5 protein-coding genes and 7 tRNA genes are annotated in these 5,320 nt (G+C 45.0%); all 12 read left to right on the top strand.

Annotated features, from left to right (window positions below):
* The first annotated feature begins 60 nt into the window (after window positions 1–60).
* The 12 genes from NR121_RS21070 (at window position 61) to NR121_RS21015 (ending at window position 4,970) form a co-directional block, all read left to right on the top strand.
* A tRNA-Thr gene (locus NR121_RS21070) sits at window positions 61–136 on the top strand.
* Window positions 137–143: 7 nt separating this feature from the next.
* A tRNA-Glu gene (locus tag NR121_RS21065) sits at window positions 144–215 on the top strand.
* 6 nt (window positions 216–221) lie between these two features.
* Window positions 222–297, top strand: a tRNA-Val gene (locus tag NR121_RS21060).
* A gap of 6 nt (window positions 298–303) precedes the next feature.
* Window positions 304–379: transfer RNA gene (locus NR121_RS21055), tRNA-Thr, on the top strand.
* A gap of 20 nt (window positions 380–399) precedes the next feature.
* Window positions 400–474: transfer RNA gene (locus NR121_RS21050), tRNA-Gln, on the top strand.
* A 5-nt stretch (window positions 475–479) separates the two neighbouring features.
* Window positions 480–552: transfer RNA gene (locus NR121_RS21045), tRNA-Lys, on the top strand.
* 11 nt (window positions 553–563) lie between these two features.
* Window positions 564–643, top strand: a tRNA-Leu gene (locus tag NR121_RS21040).
* 375 nt (window positions 644–1,018) lie between these two features.
* Window positions 1,019–1,789: an SDR family NAD(P)-dependent oxidoreductase gene (locus tag NR121_RS21035; protein ID WP_062410393.1), complete on the top strand. Its 771-nt coding sequence runs from the start codon at window positions 1,019–1,021 to the stop codon at window positions 1,787–1,789.
* A gap of 38 nt (window positions 1,790–1,827) precedes the next feature.
* The gene (locus NR121_RS21030; RefSeq protein ID WP_054820296.1) at window positions 1,828–2,313 is read left to right on the top strand and encodes a 2,4'-dihydroxyacetophenone dioxygenase family protein; all 486 of its coding nucleotides are present in this window, start codon (window positions 1,828–1,830) and stop codon (window positions 2,311–2,313) included.
* A gap of 179 nt (window positions 2,314–2,492) precedes the next feature.
* On the top strand, window positions 2,493–3,170 hold the full coding sequence (locus tag NR121_RS21025; protein WP_256831888.1) for an RraA family protein: 678 nt from the start codon (window positions 2,493–2,495) through the stop codon (window positions 3,168–3,170).
* 18 nt (window positions 3,171–3,188) lie between these two features.
* On the top strand, window positions 3,189–4,184 hold the full coding sequence (locus tag NR121_RS21020; RefSeq protein WP_256831887.1) for a 2-dehydro-3-deoxygalactonokinase: 996 nt from the start codon (window positions 3,189–3,191) through the stop codon (window positions 4,182–4,184).
* Between the two features lie 138 nt (window positions 4,185–4,322).
* On the top strand, window positions 4,323–4,970 hold the full coding sequence (locus NR121_RS21015) for a GntR family transcriptional regulator (protein ID WP_137671307.1): 648 nt from the start codon (window positions 4,323–4,325) through the stop codon (window positions 4,968–4,970).
* Window positions 4,971–5,320 lie beyond the last annotated feature (350 nt).

The following is a 5,320-nucleotide window of genomic DNA, read 5'->3' as shown; positions in this document are numbered from 1 at the left end:
GAGCACTCGACTGTTAATCGAGTTGTCACAGGTTCGAGTCCTGTTCGGGGAGCCAAACTTGCTTCCATAGCTCAGTAGGTAGAGTGCATCCATGGTAAGGATGAGGTCACCGGTTCGATCCCGGTTGGAAGCTCCATACATAGGGCCCGTTGGTCAAGGGGTTAAGACACCTCCCTTTCACGGAGGTAACAGGGGTTCGAATCCCCTACGGGTCATCCCGTGGAGGCTTAGCTCAGCTGGGAGAGCATCTGCCTTACAAGCAGAGGGTCGGCGGTTCGATCCCGTCAGCCTCCACCATCATATGCCGCTGTAGCTCAATTGGTAGAGCAACTGACTTGTAATCAGTAGGTTGGGGGTTCAAGTCCTCTCGGCGGCACCAGAGATGAATGATCTACATATTGGGGATTAGCCAAGCGGTAAGGCAACGGACTTTGACTCCGTCATGCCTAGGTTCGAATCCTAGATCCCCAGCCATTTATGAGCCATTAGCTCAGTTGGTAGAGCACCTGACTTTTAATCAGGGTGTCGTAGGTTCGAGTCCTACATGGCTCACGTTGTAAAACGCGCGTATGGCGGAATTGGCAGACGCACCAGACTTAGGATCTGGCGGGAGACCGTGGGGGTTCAAGTCCCTCTACGCGCATCCGAAACATAAAGACCCTTGGAACAAAACTTCCAAGGGTCTTTTTATATTGTTCTCAAGAACGCCGCTGCTGCCCCTTGACAATCTCCTTGCTATATCCGTATCCACAGACTTTCTGCACTATGCCCAGAAGGGAATGAGGACTTGACGTGGCTCATACGGTATAAGGTATCAAAAAGAAATTGACAGATGGCATAAGTATGTTATAATGTGAAATATAGAAACAAACTAATATATTAGATATTAGTTGAAGACAGTAAACCTCTTTGGTAGAAATTTGACGGGGATCTTGGAGTAGTGCTGCCAAATCAAAGCCTCTGATAAGGAATACTAAGGGAAACGAATAATCAAATACAACAGGATGGGAGTGTAAACATGGGCTCAAATCAAGTGGCCATCGTAACTGGCGGTTCGTCAGGACTTGGATTATCCGTTGTTCAGCGATTTGCCGAAAAAGGCTTGACCGTGGCGATCGTCGATATTGCAGTGGAAAGCGGAGAAGCGCAGAAAAACAGATTAAGAGCTGAAGGCTATGATGTTCATTTCTTCCCGGCCGACGTATCTGATCAAGAGGGTGCCAGAGTAGTCGCAGAGAAAGTCGTTAAAGCATTGGGCAGTATTCATATTCTGATCAATGCGGCGGGAATCATCAGACGCTCACCCAATGTAAAGGTAACAGACCAGGAGCTTAAAGGTGTCCTCAATGTTAACTTAAATGGAACCGTTTACATGTGCCAAGCGGTTCAACCTTATATGGCTCAAGGCGGAGGCGGTGCCATTGTTAATTTTGCCTCGATGCTTGCACATTACGGAAGCAAGAATTTGCTGTCGTACGCTGCCTCGAAAGGAGGAATCGTTCAAATTACGAAATGCTTGGCGGTGGATTGGGCTGAATATAATATTCGCGTCAACGCTGTAAGTCCTGGTTATATCGAGACACCATTGTCATCCGGCGCAACGAGGGATCCCGTATTTAAGGACAGAATTCTTTCGAGAACCCCGCAAAGACGTTTTGGGTTACCGCAAGAGGTTGCTGCTGCAATCGATTTTTTGAGCTCCAAGGACGCAAGCTTTATTACGGGTGCCGTTCTTCCTGTAGACGGCGGACTCCTCGCCGGAGATCCATCTTTATTCCCGCCTGCCTAATATTTTTATAAATAATAAACAAATGGAGGAAAGAAAAAATGACACAAACACAAACTTTAAATGACTTTACAAAAATGGTTGGATTACCGGATCAGGCCATTGATATTAACGAGATCCCTTGGGTTCCCCAAACCGATCGTGTATGGTTTAAACCGGTTCGTTTTGATTTGTCTACCGGACGTTGGATTAACTTATTGAGAGTATTGCCAGGCGGAATAGTAAACCGTCATCGTCATACCGGCGGGCAGGTCATGGCCTATACCATCCAGGGCCAATGGAGGTATTTGGAAAGAACGTGGGTCGCTAAGCCAGGTACATTCGTTTATGAGCCGCCGGGCGACATTCACACGCTTGTCGTTGATGGAGAGGAAGAAATGATCACGCTCTTCATATTGGAAGGAACGATTCAATATTTGGATGATGAAGATCAAGTATATTATCAAGACGATGTGTTTACGAAATTGAAGCTTTACAAAGAATACTGTCAAAAACACAATATTCCGGAAATCAACTTGCTGTACTAAATCGACCCGAGCCTCGAATGCTTGAATTGTCGGAAAAGCCGTGATCAGCAGCATGCAAGTTAAAAGCAAAAGTATCTATCGGCTCGTTGCGATGGGTACTTTTGTTTTTCAAGCCATATACACGCTTTTAGATCGGGTTCTTGTACAACAATTGTAAAATGAAGGATGGGGAACTACTAATGAAGAAAATAATTAATCCAAGGCCGCAAATTGATGAAGCAAAAATTAAACCTTTTCGTGATATGGCCAATGTGTTATCGTTATCCTGTGTGGTCGGAGATGCGATGCAGCGCAATCAGGTCATGAGGCATGATATGAAACCGAAAGCGGCAAATAAGAAAATCATTGGACCTGCCATTACGGTCAAATTAACCGCCGGCGATATTGTCGATTGCCTGGAAGTATTTGAGGTTGTAAAACCGGGCGATGTGATCGTCATTGATGCTTTTGGGGAAACTGAAACCTCCATATGGGGAGGATTGATGTCCGGCCTGGCACGAAACGCGGGTGTGGCAGGTGCGGTCATTGACGGCAGCTGCCGAGATACGGATGAATCCAGAATGCTCGATTTTCCCATTACCGCGAAGGTTTCCGGTCCAAGAGCCGCACACACGGCGTATTCCGGTAGAAAAGAGCCGATCGAAATTAATGTTCCCATAAGCTGCGGCGGTGTCATTGTTCACCCTGGCGATTTGATTGTAGCCGACGAGATCGGCGTTGCTGTCGTCCCTTATGACCGGTTGGAAGAGGTATATGCTTTGGCGCGTGAGCAGGCTGACAAGGAAATAGCGACCAGAGAAGAGATACTGAAAGGAGCGACTGTGGAAGAGTTACTTCGAAAATTCGGGAGAATTTAACGTAAAGGTTGGTTGCTGATGTTTAGAATAACGATTGATACGGGAACAACCAATACCCGTGTAGTTTTATGGAAGGCGTATGATGCCGTGGACTCGGCAACGGCTGAAACGGGAGTGAGAAATACCGTACTTAACGGCAGTAACGAAGCATTGAAAACAACGATCGGTGAATTGATTAACAAGCTGTTACAAGCCAACAATCTGGATGTAAGCGATGTAGATATCATTGCCGCGTCGGGGATGATCACATCCAATGTGGGGCTGGTGGAAGTGCCGCATATTCCCGCACCTGCAGGGATGGATCTGCTTTCAAAACATATGGTTTGCAAACGATTTCCTGAAATCGTGGATAAGGATATCTGGTTTGTCCCCGGAGTTAAAAGCATTTCGAATTCATCTGACACAACAGAGGATCGTGTTACTGATATTATGCGGGGAGAGGAGGTTGAAACCTTTGCATTGGTGGAAAAACTAAATGTAACCGGACCGGCGCTTTTTATTTTACCTGGATCGCATACGAAATTTGTTTTCCTGGATGCTCAAAAACGGATAACGGAAAGTCTTACGACGCTTACGGGTGAACTGCTTATGGCTATATCGAATCATACGATCATAGCCAATGCGGTTAATAAATCTTATGCAGCTGCTCTGCTTCCGGATCGGGTGATTGAAGGATATCAGCGGGCTAAACAAGCGGGCCTTGGTCGGGCAGCATTTTCCATACGTGTATTGGACCAATTCTCAGAACTTAGTGTGAACGAGAAAGCCAATATGCTGATGGGGGTAGTTTTTGCCGAAGATCTTCGGGCCATTCTTAATCATCAGGCGATCTTTGCTTCGCAGAAAATACCAGTTTATATAGCTGGAAAAGAGATCGTAAGGGATACTCTCGCGCTGCTTTTCAGCGTGGAGAAATACGAGGGAGAGGTCATTCCTGTAGATTCTCAAACGATGCATCATTTGGCAGGATACGGTGTACTTCGTGTTGCGGAATATGGCGGGGTAATTACTTGATCAGGTCAATGAACATTTTGCACAGGAGCAGAATTTACAATTTACGTTGCTAGATGTAAAATGGCACTTAGAAATCATAAAGACAACGGGTGTATGTTTCGATAAACGGAACATGCACCTTGACTAGAGGGTGATAACTTGATCATATTTGATAACAGCAACCTGCATGAGCGTGTATATGTTTACTTAAGGGATAAGATACTAAATAATGAATTGAAGCCGGGTTCCAAAATCATTTATGAAGATATTATCAAGGAGCTTGGGGTAAGTCGAACACCGCTGCGGGATGCCATCAATAGACTAAAGCAGGACGGGCTTATTGATGTCAAACCGCGTTCGGGATCTTATGTCAATCTGCCTAATGTAAAGGATATTGAAGATTTGTATGATGTAAGAAAAGCTTTGGAACTCAAAGCCCTTACCATTGCGGCACGCACCATGTCAAAAGCTCAAATTCAATTACTGATCGATGAAGCGGACAGAGCTGAGGAATCCATCCGGAAAGGGGATATGAAACCCTTTTTTGAAGCCGACAGGAATCTTCATCGCACGATTATTCAACATTCCAATAACCAATTGCTGGTCTCGATTATGAGCACATTGGAATTAAAGATTAAATGGTATGGGGTCATTATTACCAAAAATTCGGACAGACCTCGGCAGGCGAACGAAATGCACAAGAAGATTTTGCAGGCTTTGTTCAATTCAAACATCGAAGAAGCCATACATCTAATGGATGTGCATATCGACGAGATTAAGCATCATACCATTGAGGATTATTCGTGATGGAGCAAGGAGGACGAATTTCAAGCAGGGATCGTACGATCACGTTTCCTTATCCAGTATGATCATGATTCATCCTCCGGTTCGCAGGGGGCGTGCTTGGAGCATGTTCCGATTTGCCTCATATAAAACCGGTTCTTTTTTCTCAAAATTGAAGTTAAAAATGGAACAAAAAAAGTTTGACAGATTTGTGATATGTGTTATAATTTGAAATATCGACAGAATCTAATATATTAGATATTAGATTCCTGATTGCCCAAAATGGAATCGTTTACAATAAAACGGTTTCTCGGCATGCAAACAACAGGAGGTTGAGACGTATGGAAGCGTCTGCGACGAAGAAAGCTTCTAAG

The organism is Paenibacillus sp. Pae15 (assembly GCF_024519685.1).
Classification (GTDB): domain Bacteria; phylum Bacillota; class Bacilli; order Paenibacillales; family NBRC-103111; genus Paenibacillus_G; species Paenibacillus_G naphthalenovorans.
The sequence above is the reverse complement of the archived record's forward strand: the minus strand, read 5'-3'. Positions and strand labels throughout refer to the sequence as shown.

Bases quoted from the DNA above. Each gene is read 5' to 3' on its own strand.
- NR121_RS21035 (WP_062410393.1), top strand. From the start codon at position 1,019: ATGGGCTCAAATCAAGTGGCCATCGTAACTGGCGGTTCGTCAGGACTT.
- NR121_RS21030 (WP_054820296.1), top strand. From the start codon at position 1,828: ATGACACAAACACAAACTTTAAATGACTTTACAAAAATGGTTGGATTA.
- NR121_RS21025 (WP_256831888.1), top strand. From the start codon at position 2,493: ATGAAGAAAATAATTAATCCAAGGCCGCAAATTGATGAAGCAAAAATT.
- NR121_RS21020 (WP_256831887.1), top strand. From the start codon at position 3,189: ATGTTTAGAATAACGATTGATACGGGAACAACCAATACCCGTGTAGTT.